Here is a 22,879-nt window from a genome sequence, read left to right on the forward strand (position 1 = left end):
CACCCGAACCGTCCTCTGAAAGTTGGGGGTGTGACATGAAGCATGTCCGCGAATTGCCGCACGCCAGCGGCCCCGAGCGGGCCCTCCCGTCCGGCCCGCGGGCGGGCGGCGCCGGCTCATCGGCCTCCTCCGCATCAGGGGCACAGTACGCTCGGACGACGCACAGCCGTCCCCCAGTTGATGAGGCCGCGTGAGTAACCCAAGCCGATACGGACCGGACAACGGAGAGAGTGCTGGCCGCCGGGGCTCCCCCCGCCCCGGTTCCGCGGGCATGCCGTCCGGGGGGCAGCGCGGCGGGCCGTCCGGCTCGCCGACGCCGGGCAGGGCGCCGCGGCCCGGCGGCCGGAGCGCGGGCAGGGCGGGCGGACGGGCCGGCGGGCCCGCGCGGATGGGCGCCCCCGGCGGCGGGCGGCGCCGCGGAACGCCCGCGGCCTCGCGGTCGGGGCCGGGCGGACCTCCGCCGCGCCGCGCCCCGGGCGGCCGTCCCGGCGGTCCGGGCGGTCCGGGAGGCCCCGGCGGTCCCGGGGGTCCCGGCGGGCGCGGCCCCGGCGGCTCGGGCGGCGGGGGCGACGACGGCTTCTGGGGCGACGAGGGCCGCAGGCGGCGCGAGAGGCGCGCCGACGACCCGAACCAGAAGACCGGCTGGCGGCGCTACATCCCGTCCTGGAAGGTCTCGGTCGCGATCGTCAGCGTGATGATCCTCGGCATGGCCGTCCTCGTCGTCGTGGCCTACGCCAACACCCCGCTGCCGACCAAGAAGCAGCAGGACGCGCTGCGCCAGGAATCGGTGATCACCTACGCGGACGGCAAGACGACGCTCGCCCGCGTCGGCACCCACCGCGAGGACATCGCGCTCGACAAGGTGCCGAAGTTCGTGCAGGACGCGGTGCTCGCCGCCGAGGACCGCAACTTCTGGACCGAGCCGGGCATCTCGCCGACCGGCATCGCGGGCGCGATCTACCGGGCCGCGACCGGCGGCGACGTCGCCGGCGCCTCGACGATCACCCAGCAGCTGGCCCGCAACTACTGGGCGAACCTCAGCCAGGACCGCACGGTCAGCCGCAAGTTCAAGGAAATCCTCATCTCCATCCGGATGGGCAAGGAGATGGACAAGAAGAAGATCCTTGAGCTGTACCTCAACGTCGTCCCGTTCGGGCGCAACTCCTACGGCATCCAGGCGGCATCCCGCGCCTACTTCCACAAGCCCGTCACCGAGATCAACGTGTACCAGGCGGCGATGCTCGCCGCGCTGATCCAGCGGCCCGGCTACTTCGCCACCTACGGCCCGGCGTCCAACCCGGCCAAGCAGGCGCTGATCAACCGCTGGAACTACGTCCTCGACGGCATGGTCGAGAAGGGCTGGCTCGACGAGGGCAAGCGCGCCGCGGCGAAGTTCCCGCAGACGCAGAAGGAATGGAGCGACACCCCCGACGACCCGAACGCCGGCTACCTCGAAGCCCGCGTGAAGGCGGAGCTCCACGAGCTCGGCATCGACGACGAGCGGCTGTCGACCGGCGGCCTGCGCATCACGACGACGTTCAACAAGGGCTTGCAGGACTACATGGACAAGCTCGTCAAGCAGATCAGGAAGGAGAACAACCTCAAGTCCGACATCTGGTTCGGGCTCGCCGCGGTCGACCCGAAGACGGGCGGGGTCGTGGCCGCCTACGGCGGTCCGGACTACCGGAAGCGGCCCTTCGACGCGTCCTTCCAGGGCAAGGTGCAGCCGGGTTCGTCGTTCAAGCCGATCGTGCTCGCCACCGCCCTCGACCAGGGCATCAGCCTGAAGACGACGATGGACGGCAGCTACCGCCGGGTGATCAACGGGCACACGTTCACCAACGACAACCGGTCGGAGAACGGCGTCTACAACCTCTTGCAGATGACCGAGCACTCCATCAACACGGCGTACGTCGATCTGGGGCAGAAGGTCCAGCTGTCGAACGTCGTGGAGATGGCGAAGAAGATGGGCATCCCCCCGGACACCCCGGACCTCAAGCCGGACATCACGTCGCTGCCGCTGGGCGTCATCGACGCGAGCCCGGTGACGATGGCGTCGGTCTACTCGACGTTCGCCGCCGGCGGGAAGCACCGCGACGCCCACGTGATCGCCAAGATCACCGACGCTCAGGGCCGCGCCGTCTACAACAACGAGCACAAGTCGCTGAGCAAGCTGCCCTGGCAGACGCCCACGACGGCCTTCGACGAGGGCGTCGCGGCGGACGCCACCGCGGCGATGCAGGCCGTCGTCCGGTCCGGTACCGGTACGCGGGCGAGCCTCGGCTCCCGCCCGGTCGCCGGTAAGACCGGTACCGCGGAAGAGAACAACTCCGCATGGTTCGTCGGCTACACGCCGCAGCTCGCGACCGCGGCGGCGATGTGGCGGCAGGACAAGAACGGCAAGCGCAAGTCGCTGGTCGGCGTCGGCGGCTACAACCAGGTCTACGGTGGTACGGTCCCGGCCGACCTGTTCAAGCGCTTCATGCTGAAGGCGCTCGAAGGCAAGGAGATCGCCCAGTTCCCGCCGCCGGTCAACGGCGGGCAGGTCGCCCCGTGGGCGAAGGCGAAGCCGACGCCGACCCCGTCGAACACGCCGAGCCCGACGAACTCGCCGAACTGCCGTCCCGGCCAGCCGAACCCGCAGCCGGGCTGCCAGCAGAACACGCCGACCCCCGGGAACACGCCGACCATCCAGCCGGGGCAGGACCAGCCCTGCAACCAGTTCAACCTGCCGGTCGGCTGCAACCCGAACCTTCCGCCGGACGGGGACAAGAGCTGGTGGTGCGCGAAACCCGAGCACCGCAACGACCCCGCCTGCCGGGACGAGGAACCGAAGAACCCGGGCGGCGCGAACGGGGCCTAGCCGGCACCGCGCAGGCGGCGGCCCGAGTCCGGCGGCGTGAGAGCGGCCCGGAGCCCGTGCGGCTCCGGGCCGCCTTCGTGATCAGGGTGTGGCCGGCGGCGAATACCCTTGCTGTCCATGTCGTCGTCTTCTGAGAGGCTCGCGCCGTCCACCGGCAGCGACACGGCGGACCGCCCCGGCCGGCTGATGCGGCTCGCCCCGGTGCTGACCGGGCTCACCGCCCTGGTGTGCCTGCTCGGCTGGCTGCAGAAGCAGCCCTGCGCGTCGGTGCGGTTCGACTTCATCAAGACGACGACGAACGCCTGCTACACCGACGTCTACCCGCTCTACTACGTGCGCGGGCTGAGCGACGGCAAGGTCCCGTACTTCGACGCGCTCACCGGGTCCGACATCCACTACGTGGAGTACCCGGTGCTCAGCGGCGGGTTCATGCAGCTTGTGGCGTGGCTCGTCCGGCCGTTCGGGGTGGACGCCCGCGGGATGGCGTTCTTCAACGTCACCGCGCTGCTCCTCGCCGTCCTCGCGGTCGTGGCCGTCCTCGCGACGGCGTACGCGGCGGGACGGCGCTCGCTGCGCGCCGGGCTCATGGTGGCGCTGTCCCCGGCGCTGCTGCTCACCGCGTACATCAACTGGGACCTGCTCGCGGTGGGGCTGTCCGCGCTGGCGGTCGCCGCCTGGTCGGCGCGCCGCCCCGCGCTCGCGGGCGCCCTGCTGGGGCTGGCGGTCGCCGCGAAGTTCTACCCGCTGCTGTTCCTCGGCCCGCTCGTGCTGCTGTGCGTCCGCGCCGGGCAGTGGCGGGCGATGGGGCGGCTGCTCGCCGGCGCGGCCGGGGCCTGGCTGGCGGTCAACCTGCCGGTGATGGTGTTCGCGTGGGACGGCTGGAAGGAGTTCTACACCTTCAGCCAGAAACGCGGCGTCGACTGGGGGTCGGTCTTCTTCGTCCTGCAGGACCACGGGCTGGAGAAGCCGGCCGCCGACACCGGCCTGCTCAACCTCCTCGGCACCGGGACGTTCCTCGTCCTCGCCGCAGGGATCGCCGTCCTCGCGCTCGCCGCGCCGCGCCGCCCGCGCGTCGCGCAGCTGCTGTTCCTGGTGCTGGTCGCGTTCATGCTGCCGAACAAGGTGTGGTCGCCGCAGTACGTGCTGTGGCTGCTGCCGCTCGCCGCGCTGGCCCGGCCGAAGCTGCCCGCGTTCGTCGCGTGGCAGATCGGGGAGATCGTCTACTTCTTCGGGATCTGGTGGTTCCTGCTGTCGGTGTCGGCCCAGACGCAGGGCGCGGACCTCTCCGGCACCCTGTCGGCGGTGTTCAGCCTGGACGCGCCCGAGGGCGGCATCAGCAAGGACGTCTACTCGCTGGCGCTGCTCGCCCGGTTCGTGACCGTCCTCCTCCTGGCCGCCCTGGTGGTGTGGGAGATCCTGCGGCCGTCCGCCGACGCCGTCCGGGCGGACGGGGAGGACGACCCCGCCGGCGGCGTCCTCGACGGAGCCGCCGACGTGGTCTCGCTGGCACGCCGGCGCGGCGCGCCGCGCGCCGCGCCGGCGTCCCCGTGACGTGCCGGCGTCCCCGTGACGGGCCGGTCGCCGCTCAGTCGTCGCGCAGGGCCTCGATGAACCATTCGAACGACGGGGTCATCGCGGGCCAGACCTCCCAGCCGTTGATGACGGCGATCAGCTGCCAGTAGCGCTCCGCGCGCCGGTCGGTGCCGATCTCCGTCCGCCTCCGCAGCTCGCGGCGGAACTCCGGGGTGTCGGTGGTGCCGGACGCCTCCGCGTAGGCGGCGACCAGTTCGTCGACGATGGGGCGGGCCGCGTCCGACCGGGGCTCGACGCCGTCCGCGATCGCCGCCGCGATCTTCTCCCCCGTCAGCCGGCCGAGCCGCGCCGGGTCCTCGGGGTGGGCGCCCTTCCGCACCTCGGCGGCCTGGTGCTCGGCCATCCGCCGCACCGACGCCCGGAAACCGGGGTCGCCGACCAGCTCGGCCAGCTCGACCCAGGCGTCGACCTGCTCGGGCGCGGGGTCGTCCGGCAGCTCCGGCAGCGCGGACCGCATCTTCGCCTCGAAGCCGGGGTCCACGTCGAGCCCGGCGAAGGACTCGTCGATGAAGTCGGTGATGATCCGCCGGCGCTCCTCGTCGGACAGCCGGGCGAGCTTGTGCATGAGTTCGATCTCCTCCGGGTCGGATCCGCGTTTCGCCACCGCCCGCAGCACGGCCCGGCGCAGCCTGAGCGTCCGGATCTGCACGTCCAGCGCCTCGGCGTGCGCCGCCGCGACCTCCCCGACGCCGATCTCGCGGGCCAGCACCCGCTGGATCGTGCCGAGGTCGACGCCGAGGTCGCGCAGCGTCCGCACGAGGTCGAGCCGCGCGGCGGCGTCCGCGTCGTACAGCCGGTAGCCGGCTTCGGTGCGGCGGCTCGGCGGCACGATGCCCTCGTCCGAGTAGAACCGGATCGTCCGCACCGGCAGCCCGGTGCGCCGCGCCAGCTCCCCGATCGTGTACATCGTTCCGCCGTCCATGCCCCTCACCTTGGGCCCTCCACCCGCTGGAGACTCAACCCCAATGCTCCCCCCCACCCGGTCCGGGGCGGCGGATGCCCTCGCCGGCCGCGACCCGCGGCGGGTGCGGCCGGGTTCGCTGGCCGGGGCCGGGGCGCATGTGCGACCATCGCGGGCGTCGTGCGGGGACGACCGTGGCCGGAATGTGCCCGTAATGGGAGATTTCGCGGCGGATGCCGGGGAAGTGATCGCGGCAGGCGGGGGACGCTCCGGCCTCCCGCGGGGAACGGGCCGCGGGAACGCAGGAACTGCCGGGAGAGGACGTGGACGCGAACCAAGCACTGAACGCGCTGCTCGCGGGACGGCTCGAACCGGGCGTCTACCAGTGGCGGACGCCTCCGGTGCCGGGCGCGGTCGGCGACACGAACTGGACGCAGCGGGCCGAGGAGGCCGGCTGGCGCGGCTTCCACCTCGACGGCCGCCGCGCCCGCGACAAGGACGCGTTCCTGCGGCTGTGCGCCGGCGTCTTCGAGGCGCCGGAGCTGGCCGGCGGCGACTGGGACGACCTGGCCGGCTGCCTGAAGGACCTGTCGTGGGCGCCCGCGAAGAACGGTTACGTGGTGCTGTACGAGGCGTGGTCCGAGCTGGCCGACGCCGACCAGAAGGCGCTGAAGGTCGTCCTCGACGTGTTCGGGGACGCTGTCAAGGCGTGGCGGGACACCCCCACCCCCATGACGGTGCTGATGTCCAGCGTGGGAGTGGAGGTCGCGGGCGTCCCCCGGCTCGTCTGACCGTCAGTACGTGGTGCCGCTGCTCGCGGCGAACATCGCGATCCCCAGGATGTAGAAGACCAGGATGAGCGCCCAGCCGGCGGTGATCAGGTAGCCGAGGATGAGGCCGGTGACGGCCATGCCGTGCCCGCCCTCGCCGGTCCGCTTGATCTGGCTCAGCGAGACGTGCCCGAAGATGATCGCCAGGACGGACGTGACGCCGCAGGCGAAGAAACCGATGAGGCCGCACACGAGCGACGCGGTCGCCATCCCGTTCGTCGGCGGGGCCATCGGCACCGAGGCCCCGTAGTAGTGGTGCTGCACCGCCGGGGGCTGGGAGTAGGGCTGGGCGTAGGGGTCATGCTGCTGCCCGTAGCCGTAGGGGTCGTAAGGGGGCTGTGCCATGTGCTTCCCGATCGGTTCGCGCGCCCGCCGCCGGAGAGAACACGCGTGCGCTGAGGGCTGGGTTCCTGACTATCTCAGTGTGACGTGACCTTCGGATTTTGTCGTCGGGCCGGTCGCATGCGGGTTAGATGCCGCGCACGCCTAGAGGGTTTCAGGGACGGACCCGACTCTGCCTTCGCCGGAGCTGCGAACGCAACCTCCGGAACTCGGAACGCGACCTCGCCGGAGCTGCGAACGCGACCTCGTCAGAGCTTCGAACGCAGCCAGGAGATGTCGTCGGCCTGCCCCGCCGCCGGCGTCTCCACCACCGCCGGGGCGCCCGCGGCCCTCACCACGCCCAGGATCAGTTCCGGGTCGATGCTGCCCGCGCCCAGGTTGGCGTGCCGGTCGGCGCCCGAACCGAACGCGTCCCGGCTGTCGTTGCAGTGCACCAGGTCGATGCGGCCGGTTATGGCCTTGATCCGGTCGACGGCGTCGACGAGTTCCTCGCCCGCTGCGTGCGCGTGGCAGGTGTCGAGGCAGAAGCCGAGCTTCGAGTCCAGCCCGGGGACCCCGGACAGCACCTCCCACAGCCGGGCGATGCGGTCGAACTTGCGCGCCATGGCGTTCCCGCCGCCGGCCGTGTTCTCGATGTAGACCGGAATCGGACACTCGACCCGCTCGAACACCTTGCGCCAGTTCTTGAAGCCGGTCTCGGGGTCGTCGTCCTTCAGGACGTGCCCGCCGTGCACGATCAGCGCCTTGGCCCCGATGGACGCCGCCGCCTCAAGCTGCTGGGTGAGGTTCTTGCGGCTCGGGATGCGGATCCGGTTGTTGGACGTCGCGACATTGATCGTGTAGGGCGCGTGGACGTACACGTCCACGCCGGAGCCGGCCAGCGCCTCGACGCCCTCGGGCAGGACGGGCTTCTTCCAGCCCTGCGGGTCGCCCAGGAAGAACTGGACGACGTCCGCGCCGACCGCGCGGGCGTTGTCGAGCGGGTTGTGCTGGTCGACATGGGCTCCGATGCGCATGCCCCGAGCCTATCCGCGCCCGCCGACACCCGGGCGCCCATCGGCTCGGCGGCGGGCGCCGGGTGCGGTAGGTCAGATCGAGAAGCCTCCGTTGCTGAGCGCGAAGCCGGCGCCGATGAAGGAGGCGATCATGCCGATCACGTTCAGCCAGCGCTCGTTCGTCGTGGCCGAGATCATCTGCGAGTACAGCGCGAGCGGCAGGCCGATGACCCCGAGCACCGCGCCGGGGAAGTGGGTCGCCTCGATCCAGCCCAGGATGAGGGCGGCGATCCCGATCGTGACGGCGGCCACCGCCAGTACGTCCTGCAGCCGGTGGGACTCCTGCTGGACCTCGGTTCGCTCGGTTCGCTCAGTGCGGGCGGACGGCCGTTTGGCGCCGGTTGCCTCCTGCGACATCGGGGATCCTCCTCCAGGTCGGGGCTCCCGCGCTGGGGCGCATGGTGAACGCGGGACCGGACGGACCATGTCCGTAAGGAATTCCCAGCCCGAGCGAAGATCAACCAGCGTGGACGGGCGGAAAATGTCGGCGGCACCCGGTACTGTCGAACACGGATTCGAGAACACCGGCTCGGGTCCTGCCCCCGAGGGGAAGCGGGGGGAGAGCAGGAGGTGCACACCGTGACGAAAGCGGAGTTGGGGCTCATCGGCGACGCGGAGCTCGTGGAGGAGCTGTCCCAGCTGACGACGCAGACCGCCCGAATGCGGGCCCGGATGGCCGACATCATGGCCGAGCTGGAACGCCGCCGCTGCGCCAAGACCGCCCGACCGGGCGCCCGCCGCTGACCGCACCGCCGCGCGGCGCTCCCGCGCGGCGGCGTCCCCCCGGCGCGGCCGGCCCCGCCGTTCCGCTGCGAGAACGGGTTCGTGCGGTGCCGACTGTTGGTAGCCTGTACCGGTCTCGCGGCAGGTGCGCCCGGCGATCCGGGTCCGGCGCCGCCGCGGGGGACGCAAGAGCCCTCCTGTCACGGAGAGACCGTGACCGCATCAGTCCAGAGGAGGTAGGGACACAGCATGCGTCGTTACGAACTCATGACCATCCTCGACCCCGCCATCGACGAGCGCACCGCGAACGCGGCGCTCGACCCGTTCCTGAAGGTCGTCCGGGACGGCGGCGGCACCGTGGAGAAGGTCGACGTCTGGGGCCGCAAGCGCCTGGCGTACGAGATCCAGAAGAAGTCCGAAGGCATCTACGCGGTGATCGACCTGTCGGCCGAGCCTGCCACGGTCAAGGAGCTCGACCGGCAGCTCAACCTGAGCGAGTCGATCCTCCGTACCAAGGTCATCCGCCCCGAGGTCCACTGAGCCTGGCTCAGCCCTCACAGCAGCCGGAGCGAGCCCCATGGCAGGCGACACCGTAATCACGATCGTCGGGAACCTCGTCGAGGACCCGAATCTGCGCTTCACCCCGAGCGGCCAGGCGGTCGCGTCCTTCCGCATCGCCTCGACCCCGCGGTTCTTCGACCGCCAGTCCGGCGAGTGGAAGGACGGCGAGGCCCTGTTCCTGACCTGCAACGTCTGGCGGCAGGCCGCCGAGAACGTCGCGGAGACCCTGCAGCGCGGCATGCGGGTCATCGTCCAGGGACGCCTCAAGCAGCGCTCGTACGAGACCCGCGAGGGTGAGAAGCGCACCGTCTTCGAGGTCGAGGTCGACGAGGTCGGCCCGTCGCTGCGCAACGCCACCGCGAAGGTCAACAAGACCCAGCGGCAGGGTGGTGGCGGCGGCTTCGGCGGCGGTGGCGGCCAGGGCGGCGGCGGTTTCGGCGGCGGCGGCCAGGACGGCGGCTTCGGGGGCGGCGGCCAGCAGGGCGGCGGCTTCGGAGGCGGCCAGCAGGGCGGCGCCCCCGCCGACCCGTGGGCCACCGGCGGCGGTGGCGGCGGCTACTCCGACGACCCGCCGTTCTAGCCCGGGCCTGCTCCGGCGCGACCACGGCAACACCAAGTACACGTCCATTCCCGCGTGAGCGGGGCTCTCCCAAAGGAGCACCACGATGGCGAAGCCACCTCCCCGCAAGCCCAAGAAGAAGGTTTGCGTTTTCTGCCAGGAGAAGATCTCCTACGTCGACTACAAGGACACGGGCCTGCTGCGGAAGTTCATCTCCGACCGCGGCAAGATCCGTGCCCGGCGGGTGACCGGCAACTGCACCCAGCACCAGCGGGACGTCGCCACGGCGATCAAGAACGCCCGCGAGATGGCGCTGCTGCCGTACACCAGCACCGCGCGCTGAGGCCGGGGGGAACAGATCATGAAGCTCATCCTGACCCAGCAGGTCTCCGGGCTCGGCGAGCCCGGTGACGTCATCGAGGTCCGCGACGGCTACGGCCGCAACTACCTCGTCCCCCGCGGGTTCGCCATCAGGTGGACCCGGGGCGCCGAGAAGGAGATCGAGTCCATCAAGAAGGCGCGTTCGGCCCGCGAGATCGCGACCGTCGAGCACGCCAAGGAGGTCGCCGACCAGCTCGGCGGGCTGCGCGTCACGCTCCGCACCCGGACCGGCAGCAACGGCCGCCTGTTCGGCGCGGTGACCGCCGCCGACATCGCCGAGGCGGTCAAGGCCGCCGACGGCCCCGACCTGGACCGCCGCCGCATCGAGATCGGCAACCCGATCAAGACCGTCGGCACCCACCGGGTCAGCGTCCGCCTGCACAGCGACGTCAACGCCACGATCGACGTCAACGTCGTCGAGGCCTGACACCCCGGGCGCGTCCGAACGGCCCCCGAACCCACATGGGCTCGGGGGCCGTTCCGCGTCCCGGCACAGGCCGACCGCCCGGGCCGGCCGGTCAGAGAAGCCATGACGGCTTCTCTACCACAGCTCCCGGCGCCCCTCGCCGAGATCGCCGTGGTGCGTGAGCGTGCTCGCCGCCGAAGCCGGTACCGGTGCCGGAATTGCACGGGTGCGGCAGGCGTCGGCTGAGCGGGGTGTGCGCCCCGGCGCGCGGAACGGCCCGCCGGGGGCGCTGTGGTGTCGGACGCGTTCGCCGCCGGCCGCACGGTGTTCGTCGAAGCCGGTGGCGGTGCCCGGCGTTCCGCGGGTGCGGTGGGTGCGGCGAAGCGGGTTTCGGCGGGGATGGCCGGTTTTCGATCCCGCAATGTCTTGCACAAGGGGAGGGTTGGGGGCGTCCAAAACCGGGGGTCGCGCATTGGGTTTCATGTGAAACGTCCCTGAACCGCCCTGTGTTTGGGTGATCAACAGAGCGGCCATTACGTTCCGTGATCAGTTGATCGCCGGAACGAGGGGGGGACGGTGTTGATCGCGCAATCGGGGGACGGCGCGGACGACCGGGGGCGGGCCGGCGTGCGGGTGACCCGCCGGGCGGTCATCGGCGGCGTGGCCGGGGCCGGCCTGCTGGAGATGCTGTCCATGTCGTCGCCCCTCCAGAATGGAGCCATGGCGGAGGAGGCGGCGGCCGAGGGAACGGCAGGACGCGCCCTGTTCACGGCGGAGACTCCGCACGTCTACACGCGCGCGCAGTGGAAGGCGAGGCCGCCCCGGCGGCCGGCCACGGTCCTCAACCGGGCGCCGGACCATATCGTCGTGCACCACACCGCCACGGCGAACTCGAACGACGGGTCGCTGGCGCATGCGTTCGCCCTGTCCCGGTACATCCAGAACTTCCACATGGACAAGAACGGGTGGGACGACACCGGCCAGCAGCTCACCATCAGCCGGGGCGGCATCGTGATGGAGGGGCGCAACCGCAGCCTGAAGTCGATCCGGGCCGGGAACCTCGTGGTCGGGGCGCAGGTCCTGCACAACAACGACCACACGATCGGCATCGAGAACGAGGGGACGTACACCTCGCGGGCGGTTCCCGGCAAGCTGTGGAAGTCGCTGCTGGAGGTCTGCGTGTGGCTGTGCCAGGAGTACGACCTGGATCCGTCCGAGGCCATCGTCGGTCACCGCGACTACAACAAGACGTCATGTCCGGGCGACAAGCTCTACGCCCGGCTGCCGGAGCTGCGCAGGGCGGTCGCCGCACGTCTTGAGGGATCCCCGAGCCAGGGCAACGCAACGACCGGGCCCGTCCTGCCGATCCTCCCACCGCTCGACGACCTGACCTGACGCACCCGGCGTTCTGCCGAGGGCCAGGCGGGGCGGAGGCGCTGGCGGGGCGGGTCGGTCAGGTTTCGGGGGTCGTGTAGCGGGTGCGGCGGCGGGCGATCTCGGGGTCGATGCCCTCGATCAGGGACCAGATGCCCGCCACCCGTTCCACCAGGGTCTCCGGGGGCAGTCCTGCCAGGCCCTCGGCCGCGAGGTCGTCGATCGCCTGGGTCAGCCGGGCCATCCGCTCGCCGTGTGTGGAACACATGTTCGAATAGTAGCGGGTGAGGCTGCCGGTGCGGGTGCGAATCGCGGAAGCGGTCAGCGGACGGCGCCGGTGACCAGCCAGCGGTCGCCGCGGGCGCGGAGGCCGAGGGTGAGCATGCGGGTCAGCATCCACAGGCCGATCGCGGTCCAGAGGCCGAGGAGCCCCGCGTCCGCCCGGTAGAGGACGACCGCCGCGGGCAGGAAGACGACCGTCGCGACCAGCGTCGTCACCGCCAGGTAGGCGCCGTCGCCCGCGCCGATCAGGATGCCGTCCAGGACGAACACCACGCCCGCGACGGGCTGCAGCACCGCGACCAGGAGCAGCGAGGCGAACAGGAGGTGCCGGACGTCGCCGTCCGGGGTGAACAGGCCGGGCAGCCACGGGCGCACGATGAGGACGCCCACCCCGAACGCGATGCCGCAGGCGATGCCCCACCACACCATCCGGCGCGTGACGGCGCGCGTGCCCGAGACGTCGGACGCGCCCAGGTAGCGTCCGGTGATGGCCTGCCCGGCGATCGCGATGGCGTCGAGCGCGAACGCCAGCAGCGTCCACACCTGGAAACCGACCTGGTAGGCGGCGATCTCCGCGTCTCCCATCCGGGCGGCGATCGACGTCCCGACGATGAGGACGACGCGGAGCGCGGCCGTCCGCACCAGGAGGCCGAAGCCGGCCGTGGCCGCCGTCCGCAACCCGTCCAGGTCGGGGCGGACGGGGGCGCCGTGGCGGCGCGCCGCGCGCAGGACGATGGCCGCGTAGACGGCCGCGCTGCCCGTCTGGGCGAGGACGGTGCCCCAGGCCGAACCGGCGATCCCCCAGCCGAGGACGATCACGAACACGGCGTTGAGCAGCAGGTTCGCCGAGAAGCCGCCGATGGAGACGAGGAGCGGCGTGCGCGTGTCCTGCAGGCCGCGCAGGACGCCGGTGCCGGCGAGGACGAGCAGCATCGACGGGATGCCGAAGAGGCTCACCCGCAGGTAGGTCTCGGCGTACGGGGTCACGACGGGGGACGCGCCGAACGCGTCCACGATCCACGGGACGAGCGGCCAGCCGGCCGCGATCAGCGCCGCCCCGATGGCGACGGCGAGCCACATGCCGTCGATCCCCTGCCTGATCGCGGCCCGCATGTCCCCGGCGCCGATCTGCCGTGCGACCCCGGCGGTCGTCCCGTACGCGAGGAAGACGCAGAGGTAGACGAGGGTGTTGAGCGCCTGCCCGGCGACCCCGAGCCCGCCCAGCTGGGCGGTGCCGAGATGCCCGACGATCGCCGAGTCGGACAGCAGGAAGAGGGGTTCGGCGACGAGCGCGCCGAAGGCAGGCACGGCAAGGCGCAGGATCTCGCGGTCGTGCGCGGTCGCGAGCCGCCGGGGAGTCGTCACCGCGCCGAGGCTACCACCGGTGTAACTGCCCTAAGAACTTAAATCATTACAGTGGCGGGGACGGGCGACTTTCTTTCCCGCACAGCCGGTGGATGACGTTATTGCAGGTGGCAGCGTTGCCGAGAGCGTCGTCCACGGCGAATCCACAAAGTTGTCCACAGGTCGTGCACAACCAACGCGGCGTGTCTGCACAGGCGTTCCACAGGTTCGTCCACAGGCGGCTTTGCCCATGGGCGCGCGGGGTCGCGAGAATGTCCGACGCGTCAGATAGACGTGAGGAGACCGGTCGGCGATGGGGCGGACGGGGCCGCCGGCGGCCGAGACGAAGGGGGTGCGACGGTGAGCGTGGCCGACATCGGACCGCAGGAGCACGAGTTCGAACGCACGCCGCCGCACGACATCTCCGCGGAGCAGGGCGTGCTCGGCGGCATGCTGCTGTCCCAGGACGCCATCGCCGAGGTCGTCGAGCTGCTGCGCGCGCCCGACTTCTACCGTCCCGCGCACCAGATCATCTACGACGTCATCCTCGACCTGTACGGCCGCGGCGACCCGGCCGACGCCGTCACCGTGGCCGGCGAGCTCACCAAGAACGGCGAGATCGCGCGGATCGGCGGCGCCCCCTACCTGCACACCCTGATCTCCCTGGTGCCCACGGCCGCCAACGCCGGGTACTACGCGAAGATCGTCCACGAGCGGGCCATCCTGCGGCGCCTGGTGGAGACCGGCACCCGCATCGTCCAGATGGGCTACGCCGCCGACGGCGCCGACGCCGACGAGATCCTCGACCGCGCCCAGGCGGAGGTCTTCGCCATCGCGGAGAAGCGCGCCGGCGAAGACTACGTCGCGCTGTCGGAGATCATGCCCGGCGCCCTGGACGAGATCGAGGCCATCGGCAGCCGCGGCGGCCAGATGGTCGGCTGCCCCACCGGCTTCGCCGACCTCGACGCCCTCACCAACGGCCTGCACCCGGGCCAGATGATCGTGGTGGCCGCCCGTCCCGCCATGGGCAAGGCGCTGAAGACCGACACCCCGCTCCCGACTCCCACGGGCTGGACGACGATGGGCGAGGTCGCGGTGGGCGACCACCTGCTCGGAGCCGACGGCCGGCCTACCCGCGTCGTCGCGGCCACCGAGGTGATGCACGGCCGTCCCTGCTACGAGGTCGAGTTCTCGGACGGGGAGGTCATCGTCGCGGACGCCCGGCATCAGTGGCGCACTGTGACGCAGACGGGAGAGGGCGGCGCGCGTCGCTTTCCGGCGAACGAGCCTGTACTCGCCGCCGATGCGGATCGCGCCGTCGCGGGCGGCATGCGCGAGGAGGAGCCCGTCGGCCGCGCCGCGGTCCGCGGCGTGACGGCCGTCCCGTCAGCGCTCACCGGACGGTCCCGGAGGCCGTTCAGGCGGGAGCCTTCCGGGCGCGGCCACCCGGTCCCGTTGAACGAGGCGCACCGCGTTCGCGGCCCGCTCCGGGGCCGGCGCGGGGTCTGGGCGGAGGTCGCCCGGCGGCCCCGCGGCCGGTCCGCGCGGGCCGGTGCCGAGGGGGCCGGTGCGGAGGGCGTCCCGCATGACGGGCCGGCCGCCGGGCACCGTCCGGCGGCGTCCGGGTGGGGCGCCGCCCTGCGGTACGGCCCGCGCTCCCGCGTCCGGACGACCGAAGAGATCTTCGCGACGCTGAGGCGCGAAGGGCGTCCCGTCCACGCCGTGGAGGTCGCCGCCGCGTTCGACCTTCCCGAGGCCGAGCTGCCGGTCGACCCGTACGTCCTCGGCGTGTGGCTGGGCGCCGGGGAGGACGCCGACGGCCGCATCACCTGCCTGGACGGCGAGGTCATCGCGCAGATCGAGGCGACCGGTCAGCGGGTCGCACCCGAGCCGGTTCCCGGCTGCCACCTGCTGCCCGGAGTCGACCGCGAGCTCGATCGCCTCGGCCTGCTGCCCGGCAAGCACGTCCCGGCGCGCTACCTGCGGGCGTCCGCGGCGCAGCGGCGGGCGCTGCTGGCCGGGCTGCTCGACGTCCTCGGGCACGTGTCCGCGGACGGGCGCGTCGACCTGGTGGTCTCCTCCGCGCGGCTCGCCGCGGGGGTGCGCGAACTCATCGTCAGCCTCGGCCACCACGCCGCGCTGACGACCGTCCCGGCGGGCGACCGCGCGGAAGAGCCGGTGCACGAGATCAGCTTCGTCCCTGCCGGCGCGGTCTTCCGGCTGCCCCGCAAGGCGGCCCGGCAGGGCGGGAGCCCCCGGCCGGAGGCCGGGGTGCGGCACATCGTCGACGTGCGGCCGGTCGAGAGCGTCCCCGTCCGGTGCGTCCAGGTCGACAACGACGACCACATGTACCTGGCCGGGCGGTCCTGCGTCCCGACGCACAACTCGACGCTGGCGCTCGACTTCGCCCGCGCCGCGTCCATCAAGCACGGTCTGACCTCGGCGTTCTTCAGCCTGGAGATGGGGCGCAACGAGATCACCATGCGGCTGCTGTCCGCCGAGGCGCGGGTGGCGCTGCACGCGATGCGGTCCGGCACCATGCAGGACGAGGACTGGACGCGCCTCGCCCGCCGCATGAGCGAGGTCGCCGAGGCGCCGCTGTTCATCGACGACTCGCCCAACATGTCGATGATGGAGATCCGCGCGAAGTGCCGGCGGCTCAAGCAGCAGCACGATCTGCGCCTCGTCATCATCGACTACCTGCAGCTCATGACGTCCGGGAAGCGGGTGGAGAGCCGCCAGGTCGAGGTGTCGGAGTTCTCCCGCTCGCTGAAGCTCCTCGCGAAGGAGCTGGGCGTCCCGGTGGTCGCGCTGTCGCAGCTCAACCGAGGGCCGGAGCAGCGGACGGACAAGAAGCCCATGGTGTCCGACCTGCGCGAGTCGGGGTGCGTCACCGCGTCCACCCGGATCATGCGCGCGGACACGAACGAGCAGGTCACCATCGGCGAGCTCATGGCGAGCGGCGCGAGGGACGTTCCCGTGTGGGCGCTCGATGAGCGCTTGAAGTACGTGCCGCGGACCATGACGCATGCCTTCTCCAGCGGGCGCGGGGAAGTCTTCCGCGTCACGTTGGCCTCGGGCAGGCAGGTCGAGGCCACCGCCAACCACCCGTTCCTCACCTATGACGGGTGGATGCCGCTCGGCGAGCTGGTGCCGGGTTCGCGCGTCGCGGTCTCCCGGCATGTGCCGCCGCCGCTGGAGCCGGCGGCGTGGCCCGAGGCGCGCGTGGTGATGCTGGCGCACCTCCTCGGCGACAGGTCGTTCGTCGAGCGTCAGCCGATTCGCTGTGTCGCCGCGGACGAGGCGTGTCTTCGGGCCGTCACGCGGGCGGCCGAGCATTTCGGCGTCACCGCCGTCCGGGAGGAGCGGGAGGGCGCGGGGGCCACGCTACGGTTCCCGGCGCCGCACCGCCTGACCGGCGGTGGCCCGGTCGCCGAGTGGCTCGACGAGCTCGGGCTGTTCGGAAGGCGCCTGCATGAGAAGTTCGTCCCGGCGCCGGTCTTCAGGCTTCCGAAGGAGCAGGTGGCGCTTTTCCTCAGGCATCTCTGGGCCGCGGACGGCTGCGTGCACTGGGATGCGGAGAACGGCGATTGCCGCGTGTCCTACGTGTCCGCGAGCAGGCGACTCGTGGAGGACGTCTCCACCTTGCTCCTGCGGTTCGGGATCATCTCGCGCATCGAGAGCGCCGCGGAGGGCTCCGGGCGTGGCGGGTATCGGCTCCACCTCTCCGGTGCGGAGAATCAGCTCGCGTTCTTCGAGGCCGTCGGCGTCCACGGGGCGCGCGGTGTCATGGCCGCGTCCGCTGCCGACCGGCTCCGCGGGCTTCGATCGAACACCGACCGCGACGCCGTCCCCACGGCGGTCTGGGATGACGTTCGGAGCGTCCTCGCCGATCGAGGGACGGCGCACGGGGAATCGCGTGCCGCGCTCGACGTCCAGTCCCGTGGCACTTCGCGGTCGGGGCACGCGCCCGGCCGTGAACGCCTGGGACGCGTGGCAACGGTTCTGGACGGCGCCGAGCTGGAACTGCTCGGCACCAACGACGTGTTCTGGGACGAGATAGCCGGGATCGAGAGCATCGGGGAGCAGGACGTCTACGATGCCACGGTGCTCGGGCTCCACAACTTCGTGGCGAACGGGATCTCCCTGCACAACAGCATTGAGCAGGACGCGGACATGGTGATCCTGCTGCACCGCGAGGACGCCTACGAGAAGGAGTCGCCGCGCGCCGGCGAAGCCGACCTGATCGTCGCGAAGCACCGCAACGGCCCGACCGCCACGGTCACCGTCGCCTTCCAGGGCCACTACAGCCGCTTCGTCGACATGGCCCAGTAACGTCCCCGCTGCTCAGCCCGGCGTCTGCGGCCGTCCAACAGCATGGTGCCTCGTAGCGCGCGGACATCGACGCCAGTGGCAGCGTTGCCGGGATCCACCCCGTGACCTGTTACGGCCGGCACCGCGCTTCAGTTGTCGGGGCCGGAGGGGCAGGGCGTCGCGGTGCGTCGGTTGAGGACGGCCAGGGCCTGCTGGCACCAGCGGAGGTTTTCGCGTTCGAACGCCAGGCCGCGCATCAACGTGAGGTAGGGGCCGATGCGGTCGGCGGTCGCGAGGTGCTCTTCTTCGGTGCGCCCGTCCAGGAGGCGGGCACGGAGGCGTTCAAAGCGGGCGATCTTGGACTCGGCCCACGTCATGCGTTCGCGGATGGCGTTCATGACCGCGCGGACGTCGCCGGCGTCCACCGCCTGGACCTGGACCATCAGTTCCTCGCGGATCGCGCCGGGGCGCGGCGGGGTGGCGGTGAAGTCGTACAGGGCGCGGCGCCCGGCGACGGTGAGGGAGAACAGGCGCTTGTTGGGACGGCGTTCCTGCTCGACCACGCGCGCCTGGATGAGGCCCTCGGCGGCCATCTTGTCCAGTTCCCGGTAGAGCTGCTGCGGGGTGGCCATCCAGAAGTTGGCGACCCCGGCGTCGAAGCTCTTCGCCAGGTCGTACCCGGAGGCCTCGCCCTCCAGGAGCGTGGCCAGAACCGCGTTGCGCAGTGACATGCGTCCGAGGGTAGCGGCGACATTAGGTGCTTCGGCCATTAATCAATTTTGTGACTAGCGCCACGCCCCTGTCCACTGGACGAGTACTAGAAGGCGCGATTAGTGTCATCCGCACCTAGTCAACTAGTTTCATATCGGGGGGGCGCGCCCATGCATCCGTTCCGACGGGCCGTGGAGGCCGGTGACATCGAGGCGCTGGAGGCGCTGTTCGCGGAGGGCGCCGTGTTCACCAGCCCTGTCGTGTTCAAGCCGTACGAGGGGAAGGCGATCACCGCGGCGTTCGTGCGCGGCGCGGCGCGGGTGCTGGAGGACATCCACTACGTGCGGGAGATCGTCAGCGCGGACGGCCGCGACCTCGCGCTGGTGTTCAAGGCGATGGTGAACGGCCTCCAGGTGCACGGATGCGACTTCCTGCACCTCGACGAGGACGGGCTGATCGACGAACTCACCGTGATGGTGCGCCCGCTGTCGGCGGCGAAGGCACTGGCGGAGGCGATGGGCGCCCAGTTCGACCGCATCCAGCAAGAGGCTGCGGCACAGACTCCGGCGGAGTAAGCGGCAGGCCGCCGCGTCGCCCGCAGGCCGCTCGAACGGTCCTTCTGTTCACAAAGACCGGCCGCCCCAAGATCGCCGCTTCGATGAGCCGGATGGCGGTGTCGTCACGCCACCGGGTACACCCAAGAGATATCCACAAGTCGGCGGTGTGACCTCGGGCTTCGTGTGCTGGGGGTATCGTCTGGCCGGTGGTCACTCAAGCGCTGTTCGACGTCGACGAGCCTCCGCTGCCGGTGGCGTTGCAGGAGGCGGTGCGGCACGGCGAGGTCTTCACCCGCCGCTGGGTCGTCGAACTGATCCTCGACCTTGTGGGCTACACGGCTGACCGCGATCTTGCTGGGCTGCGGCTGGTCGAGCCGGCATGCGGGCAGGGCGCGTTCCTGGGGCCGATCGTTGAGCGGCTGAGCAAGTCGTGCCGGGCTCACGGGCGCTCACTGTCGGATGCGGCCGGGGCGATTCGGGCCATGGATCTGCTGGACGAGAACGTGAAGCAGTCGCTCATACTCGTCCGTGACCGACTCACCTCGGACGGCTGGGACCACGGAGAGGTTGACGCCGTCGCGCAGGGCTGGGTGTGCCAGGGCGACTACCTTCTTGCGGCCAACGATGCCGGCGAGGCCGACTTCGTCGTCGGCAATCCCCCTTATATCCGGCTGGAGGATGTACCTGACGAGCGCATGCTGGCCTACCGGTCCGCCTGCCCGACGATGGGTGGTCGGGCTGATGTGTACGTGGGGTTCTATGAGGTAGGTCTTCGCAGCTTGAAGCCTGGCGGCAAGCTCGGCTTCATCTGCGCTGACCGTTGGATGCGCAACCAGTATGGTCGGCGCCTCAGGCAGATGGTGACACAGCGCTACAGCATGGACTTGGTCCTCGCGATGCATGATGTGGATGCGTTCCACGACCAGGTATCCGCCTACCCCGCGATAACCATCATCCGCAACGGCACACAGGGTCCTGCGATCGCTGCTGATACCACACGAGAGTTTGGACAATTGGAGGCTCGGAGCCTTCTTAGATGGACGGCTGACCGGGCGCAGGACGGTGTCACCTCTAAGGGGTTCAAGGCGTCGCGCCTACCGCATTGGTTCCCCGGCGAGGATTCCTGGCCGGCAGCGTCCCCGGCGCGCTTGGCTGTTCTGGAGGAGTTGAGCGACAGGTTCCGCCTCTTGGAGGACGAGACCACAGGAACGCGTGTCGGCATCGGAATTGCGACGGGGGCGGACAAAGTCTTTATCACTGATCAACCCGACCTTGTGGAGCAAGACCGCCTGCTTCCGCTCGCCATGGTCCGCGATACGACGTCCGGGCGTCTGGACTGGGGCGGTATGTACCTGGTCAATCCGTGGAATGCGGCCGGTGGGCTCGTCGACTTGGCGGCCTACCCTCGGCTGCGCGCCTACTTCGCACAACACGAGGCCGCACTGCGGAAGCGTCACGTTGCCGTGAAGCAACCAGACCGCTGGTTCAAGACGATCGACAAGGTCGATCCTCGGCTGAACACTCGTCCCAAGTTGCTGCTTCCGGACATGAAGCAGGTCATACACCCCGTGCTGGATGAGGGAGGCCTGTACCCTCATCACAATCTGTACTTCATCGTCTCCGATGTCTGGGACTTGCGGGTCCTTGGGGGCTTGCTGCTGTCCAAAGTCGCTGAGGCGTTCGTAGCGGCGTACGCGGTCAAGATGCGAGGTGGGACTCTACGGTTCCAAGCCCAGTATCTGCGCAAGATCCGCGTCCCAGATCCTGCGGAGATCAACGAAGAGACCAGCACAGCATTGGCGGCTGCGTTCGAACGCCGTGACGTCCAGGCGGCGACGCAAGCCGCCCTGCGCGCCTACGGGCTCGCAGAACTCCCCGACTAGAGGAACACATTGGCAGTCACTCGACAGGACTTCGAGAACGCGTCGCGGCTTACTGGGGCGCGAAAAAGTCTCAGCGAGAGCTCTCCAAGATCAAAGATGCTGTCGGCGCGGGCACTGCGGGCTCGGTTCGTGGAGGCAAGCACTTCGATGAAATCGCCGCTCTTCTGGCCAAGTTCTTTCTCGAAGCCGACTACCCGCCCGAAGATATCCGGGTCACCAAGAAACATGGCCTGGAACTTCCAGGCTACTACCGCCCGCAGAAGCAATGGGATCTCGTGGTCTCCCACAGGAACACGCTTGTTGCGGCCTTCGAACTCAAGGCGCTCGGTGGTCCCTCGTTCGGCAACAACTACAACAACCGAGTAGAAGAGGCACTGGGCAGCGCTGTCGACCTCCGTCGCGCTGTGCTCGCTGATCTCTTCCCTGGCGAAAAACCCTGGCTCGGCTACTTCTTCATCATGGAAGATGCCCCCGGTTCGCGCACTCCCGTTCGGGTTCTGGAAGGCGCTTCTCCTGTTGAGGAGATCTGGCACGGGCGGTCATATCAAACAAGGTTCGCGCTCTTCTGCGAACGTCTTGTGGCAGAAGGTCTGTACGATGCCGTCTGCTACATCACCTCGTCAGAGGCACACCCGCAGCCAGTGGAACTAGTCGAGAGTCTCGACTGGAAGCACTTTTCTGCCGCGATAACCGCCCGGATCACCTATCTCAAAGAGTTGGGACTTCCGTTCCGCAGGGAGGGTTAGCGGGCGGGGCGGGTGAAGATTAGTTCGCGGCCGTCTTCGTCGTCCCATTGTTCGCCTGTGAAGGTGAAGTCCTGGCCGGCGATCGTGGCGAGGAACGCCTGGTTGTCGGGGCTGATCGTGGCGCGGACGGTGGTGACGGTCGGGTCGGCGGCCGCGCGTTCCTGGAGGGCGGCGAGCATCGCGCGGGCGTAGCCCTTGCGGCGGTGCGCCGGGTCGACGGAGTAGGCGATCGTGACCGTGCCGTCCTCGGGCGCCCCGTGGAAGCCGGCGTGGCCGACGACGTGCCCCTCCGGTTCGGCGACGGCGGCCCGCACGATCCACGGGGCGTGGGACGGGTCGCGGGCGAGTTGGGCGAGGCGGAGGCGCCACAGCGACTTCGCCTCGTCGGTGATGAAGTAGTCGGTCAGGGGGATGCCGGCGGACGCGCTCGCCGTGGCGAGGTCTCCGTCCAGCAGTGCGGTCATCGCGGCGGGCGGCAGTTCGACGAGCCGGAGCATGGGCGCCAAGCGTAGGGCCGGGTTTGCGGTGGTCGCGATCGGTTTACCGGGCCTTCGCGTGGTGGTCGGCGAGGCGGGTGAGCAACCCGATGAGCTGTTCGCGTTCTTCAGGGGAGAGCGGCGCGAGGAGTTCGTCCTGGATGCCGGCGAGGACCTTCTCGAGTTCGCTGAGGTGGCGGGAGCCGTCCGCGGTGAGCGTGACGATGTTGCGGCGCCGGTCGGACGGGTCGGGGGAGCGTTCGACCAGGCCCTTCGCGGCGAGCTCGTTCAGCGCGGCGACGACGTCGCTGCGGTCGATGCCGGTGTTGCGGCCCAGCGCGGCCTGGCTGGACGGGCCGTGCTCGTCGAGGGCGGCGAGCAGCCGGAAGTGGTAGCCCCGGGCGCCCGCGGCGGCGAAGCGGGCGGCGACCAGGCGGTGGCTGTGCGCCGAGACGAGGTTGATCAGCCAGCTCGGGGCATGCCGGAGGCGCTCGGGCGTCCGGGCGTCGGCCGTCATCATGCCGTCAGTCTAGGGGTTGTTGGTCGAACCAATGAATTCCGTGTTAATGTTGGTCGCACCAATGAATGGAGTGGTCATGGACGATGTGCAGGAGTTGTCGACGCTGGTCAGCCGCCTCGGGCGGTGGCTGGACGACAAGAGCCCCGGCGACGGACGCGCCCTGTTCACCGAGGACGCGGAGGCGCACACTCCGGGCGGCGTCTCGAAGGGCGTCGACGCGCTCGTGGAGCAGGCCCGCCGCAACCACGCGGTGCCGACCCAGCACTTCATCACCGGTCCGCTCATCGACGTGGACGGCGACACGGCGTTGATCAGCGCGAACCTCCTCGCCGTCTTCGCGCACGAGGGCGGTCCGCGCCTGCTCGGCGAGCGCTACGAGCTGCGGGCCGCCCGGACGCGGGAAGGCTGGCGCCTCTCCCGCGTCCAGGCCCATCCGATATGGGAAGCCGCCTGACCGC

At 70.5% G+C, this 22,879-nt stretch carries 23 protein-coding genes; 14 read left to right on the plus strand and 9 right to left on the minus strand.

What is annotated here, in order from left to right:
- The first annotated feature begins 271 nt into the window (after positions 1–271).
- Together ABTW95_RS18620 and ABTW95_RS18625 are read left to right on the plus strand one after the other, a co-directional pair.
- On the plus strand, positions 272–2,863 hold the full coding sequence (locus tag ABTW95_RS18620; RefSeq protein ID WP_500226900.1) for a transglycosylase domain-containing protein: 2,592 nt from the start codon (positions 272–274) through the stop codon (positions 2,861–2,863).
- 117 nt (positions 2,864–2,980) lie between these two features.
- Positions 2,981–4,414 carry a glycosyltransferase family 87 protein gene (locus ABTW95_RS18625; RefSeq protein WP_500226901.1) on the plus strand — a complete coding sequence of 478 codons (1,434 nt, stop codon included), beginning with the start codon at positions 2,981–2,983 and terminating at the stop codon, positions 4,412–4,414.
- A gap of 34 nt (positions 4,415–4,448) precedes the next feature.
- On the opposite strand, the gene ABTW95_RS18630 is transcribed toward ABTW95_RS18625, so the two are convergent.
- Positions 4,449–5,378, minus strand: coding sequence for a MerR family transcriptional regulator (locus ABTW95_RS18630; RefSeq protein WP_500226902.1), 930 nt, complete (start codon positions 5,376–5,378; stop codon positions 4,449–4,451).
- Between the two features lie 302 nt (positions 5,379–5,680).
- On the opposite strand from ABTW95_RS18630, the gene ABTW95_RS18635 reads away from it, so the two are divergent.
- Positions 5,681–6,148, plus strand: coding sequence for a barstar family protein (locus ABTW95_RS18635; protein ID WP_500226903.1), 468 nt, complete (start codon positions 5,681–5,683; stop codon positions 6,146–6,148).
- 3 nt (positions 6,149–6,151) lie between these two features.
- Here the strand turns inward: ABTW95_RS18635 and ABTW95_RS18640 are convergent, their stop codons facing one another.
- From ABTW95_RS18640 to ABTW95_RS18650, 3 genes are all read right to left on the minus strand, one after another.
- On the minus strand, positions 6,152–6,532 hold the full coding sequence (locus tag ABTW95_RS18640; protein WP_396452579.1) for a DUF4190 domain-containing protein: 381 nt from the start codon (positions 6,530–6,532) through the stop codon (positions 6,152–6,154).
- 245 nt (positions 6,533–6,777) lie between these two features.
- Positions 6,778–7,545: a deoxyribonuclease IV gene (locus tag ABTW95_RS18645; RefSeq protein ID WP_500226904.1), complete on the minus strand. Its 768-nt coding sequence runs from the start codon at positions 7,543–7,545 to the stop codon at positions 6,778–6,780.
- Positions 7,546–7,617: 72 nt separating this feature from the next.
- A complete protein-coding gene (locus ABTW95_RS18650) occupies positions 7,618–7,941 on the minus strand; it encodes a hypothetical protein (protein WP_396452581.1) in 324 nt (107 codons plus the stop codon).
- 222 nt (positions 7,942–8,163) lie between these two features.
- On the opposite strand from ABTW95_RS18650, the gene ABTW95_RS18655 reads away from it, so the two are divergent.
- The 6 genes from ABTW95_RS18655 (at position 8,164) to ABTW95_RS18680 (ending at position 11,609) form a co-directional block, all read left to right on the plus strand.
- Complete coding sequence (locus tag ABTW95_RS18655; protein ID WP_396452583.1) at positions 8,164–8,328, plus strand: hypothetical protein; 165 nt, start codon at positions 8,164–8,166, stop codon at positions 8,326–8,328.
- A 228-nt stretch (positions 8,329–8,556) separates the two neighbouring features.
- Positions 8,557–8,847: a 30S ribosomal protein S6 gene (gene rpsF / locus ABTW95_RS18660; RefSeq protein WP_163061065.1), complete on the plus strand. Its 291-nt coding sequence runs from the start codon at positions 8,557–8,559 to the stop codon at positions 8,845–8,847.
- Between the two features lie 37 nt (positions 8,848–8,884).
- Positions 8,885–9,448, plus strand: coding sequence for a single-stranded DNA-binding protein (locus ABTW95_RS18665; RefSeq protein ID WP_500226905.1), 564 nt, complete (start codon positions 8,885–8,887; stop codon positions 9,446–9,448).
- 85 nt (positions 9,449–9,533) lie between these two features.
- Positions 9,534–9,770, plus strand: a complete 237-nt coding sequence (gene rpsR / locus ABTW95_RS18670) for a 30S ribosomal protein S18 (protein ID WP_019631633.1) — start codon at positions 9,534–9,536, stop codon at positions 9,768–9,770.
- 18 nt (positions 9,771–9,788) lie between these two features.
- Positions 9,789–10,235, plus strand: a complete 447-nt coding sequence (rplI, locus tag ABTW95_RS18675; protein ID WP_396452587.1) for a 50S ribosomal protein L9 — start codon at positions 9,789–9,791, stop codon at positions 10,233–10,235.
- Positions 10,236–10,790: 555 nt separating this feature from the next.
- Positions 10,791–11,609 (plus strand): peptidoglycan recognition protein family protein, encoded by an 819-nt coding sequence (locus tag ABTW95_RS18680; RefSeq protein ID WP_500226906.1) that lies wholly within the window; start codon positions 10,791–10,793, stop codon positions 11,607–11,609.
- Between the two features lie 58 nt (positions 11,610–11,667).
- Here ABTW95_RS18680 and ABTW95_RS18685 read toward each other — a convergent pair whose 3' ends face one another.
- Both ABTW95_RS18685 and ABTW95_RS18690 read right to left on the minus strand, forming a co-directional pair.
- On the minus strand, positions 11,668–11,856 hold the full coding sequence (locus ABTW95_RS18685) for a hypothetical protein (protein ID WP_176401727.1): 189 nt from the start codon (positions 11,854–11,856) through the stop codon (positions 11,668–11,670).
- 53 nt (positions 11,857–11,909) lie between these two features.
- Positions 11,910–13,235: an MATE family efflux transporter gene (locus tag ABTW95_RS18690; protein ID WP_500226907.1), complete on the minus strand. Its 1,326-nt coding sequence runs from the start codon at positions 13,233–13,235 to the stop codon at positions 11,910–11,912.
- Positions 13,236–13,574: 339 nt separating this feature from the next.
- Between ABTW95_RS18690 and ABTW95_RS18695 the strand changes: the two genes are divergently transcribed.
- Positions 13,575–17,549 carry a replicative DNA helicase gene (locus tag ABTW95_RS18695; RefSeq protein ID WP_500226908.1) on the plus strand — a complete coding sequence of 1,325 codons (3,975 nt, stop codon included), beginning with the start codon at positions 13,575–13,577 and terminating at the stop codon, positions 17,547–17,549.
- A 128-nt stretch (positions 17,550–17,677) separates the two neighbouring features.
- Here the strand turns inward: ABTW95_RS18695 and ABTW95_RS18700 are convergent, their stop codons facing one another.
- Complete coding sequence (locus ABTW95_RS18700) at positions 17,678–18,259, minus strand: PadR family transcriptional regulator (protein WP_396452547.1); 582 nt, start codon at positions 18,257–18,259, stop codon at positions 17,678–17,680.
- Between the two features lie 150 nt (positions 18,260–18,409).
- Between ABTW95_RS18700 and ABTW95_RS18705 the strand changes: the two genes are divergently transcribed.
- From ABTW95_RS18705 to ABTW95_RS18715, 3 genes are all read left to right on the plus strand, one after another.
- Positions 18,410–18,814, plus strand: coding sequence for a nuclear transport factor 2 family protein (locus ABTW95_RS18705; protein ID WP_396452549.1), 405 nt, complete (start codon positions 18,410–18,412; stop codon positions 18,812–18,814).
- Positions 18,815–19,002: 188 nt separating this feature from the next.
- Positions 19,003–20,679: an Eco57I restriction-modification methylase domain-containing protein gene (locus ABTW95_RS18710; RefSeq protein ID WP_500226909.1), complete on the plus strand. Its 1,677-nt coding sequence runs from the start codon at positions 19,003–19,005 to the stop codon at positions 20,677–20,679.
- Positions 20,680–20,843: 164 nt separating this feature from the next.
- Complete coding sequence (locus ABTW95_RS18715; protein WP_500226953.1) at positions 20,844–21,425, plus strand: PaeR7I family type II restriction endonuclease; 582 nt, start codon at positions 20,844–20,846, stop codon at positions 21,423–21,425.
- On the opposite strand, the gene ABTW95_RS18720 is transcribed toward ABTW95_RS18715, so the two are convergent.
- Positions 21,422–21,922: a GNAT family N-acetyltransferase gene (locus ABTW95_RS18720; RefSeq protein ID WP_500226910.1), complete on the minus strand. Its 501-nt coding sequence runs from the start codon at positions 21,920–21,922 to the stop codon at positions 21,422–21,424. The genes ABTW95_RS18715 and ABTW95_RS18720 overlap by 4 nt on opposite strands.
- Before the next feature lie 43 nt (positions 21,923–21,965).
- The gene (locus ABTW95_RS18725; protein ID WP_500226911.1) at positions 21,966–22,421 is read right to left on the minus strand and encodes a MarR family winged helix-turn-helix transcriptional regulator; all 456 of its coding nucleotides are present in this window, start codon (positions 22,419–22,421) and stop codon (positions 21,966–21,968) included.
- A 76-nt stretch (positions 22,422–22,497) separates the two neighbouring features.
- On the opposite strand from ABTW95_RS18725, the gene ABTW95_RS18730 reads away from it, so the two are divergent.
- Positions 22,498–22,875, plus strand: coding sequence for a nuclear transport factor 2 family protein (locus ABTW95_RS18730; protein ID WP_500226912.1), 378 nt, complete (start codon positions 22,498–22,500; stop codon positions 22,873–22,875).
- Positions 22,876–22,879 lie beyond the last annotated feature (4 nt).

Origin of the sequence: Spirillospora sp. NPDC127506 (genome assembly GCF_040302145.1) — a bacterium.
Classification (GTDB): Bacteria; Actinomycetota; Actinomycetes; order Streptosporangiales; family Streptosporangiaceae; genus Spirillospora.